The following is a 769-nucleotide window of genomic DNA, read 5'->3' on the forward strand; positions in this document are numbered from 1 at the left end:
CTACCGCCGAGCTGGAGTTGAACCTCAGGATCAAGCCACGCAAGCGTTTGAAGCGGGACAAGCCCGATCCCTTGACTGTGCCGGATGCGCCGAACCTGGTTTGGTCAATGGATTTCATGGCGGATCGTTTGGAGGACGGTAGGCAATTCCGACTGCTGAATGTCCTGGACGACTTCAACCGCGAGGGGCTGGGCATCGAGGTAGACTTTTCGCTGCCTGCTGAACGCGTCATCCGCAGTCTGAACCAGATCATCGAATGGCGCGGAAAACCGTTCGCCATTCGTGTGGACAATGGGCCTGAGTACGTCAGTGGCAAACTGATGGAATGGGCCGAAACGCAAGGAATCGCCTTGAGCCACATCCAGCCCGGAAAGCCGCAACAGAATGCCTATGTCGAGCGCTACAACCGCACCGTCCGACATGAATGGCTCGACCAATACATCATCGAAAGCATCGAGGAGGCGCAGGAATTCGCCACGCAGTGGCTCTGGACGTATAACAACGAACGGCCCAATATGGGCATCGGCGGCATAACGCCCGCACAGAAACTGAAAATGGCCGCGTGAATTCTACTGCGGAGCCCCGTTAAAAACGGGGGGATTACCGCGACATCCGATGAAACTGTGTAGAGAAAGAAAGACGGCGGGAAATAGGCACTGCTCACCCGTCGAAAATCGCTGCACTTCAACGAGATTGAAGATGTGGTCTACAAGATCGTTCTTGGAGATGTCGGATTGACGGGTCTGCAAAAACACGCCCAGAACGGCCG

The 769-nt window shown here is 55.5% G+C and carries 2 protein-coding genes; one reads left to right on the top strand and one right to left on the bottom strand.

Features of this window, described 5'->3' with window-relative positions:
• On the top strand, positions 1–566 hold a 566-nt coding region (locus tag PDO_RS16770; protein WP_007604434.1), incomplete at its 5' end, for an IS3 family transposase.
• 3 nt (positions 567–569) lie between these two features.
• On the opposite strand, the gene PDO_RS28835 is transcribed toward PDO_RS16770, so the two are convergent.
• Positions 570–769: hypothetical protein (locus tag PDO_RS28835; protein WP_210161523.1), on the bottom strand; the 200-nt coding region annotated here is incomplete at its 5' end.

It is taken from the genome of Rhizobium sp. PDO1-076 (assembly GCF_000247475.1).
GTDB lineage: Bacteria > Pseudomonadota > Alphaproteobacteria > Rhizobiales > Rhizobiaceae > Allorhizobium.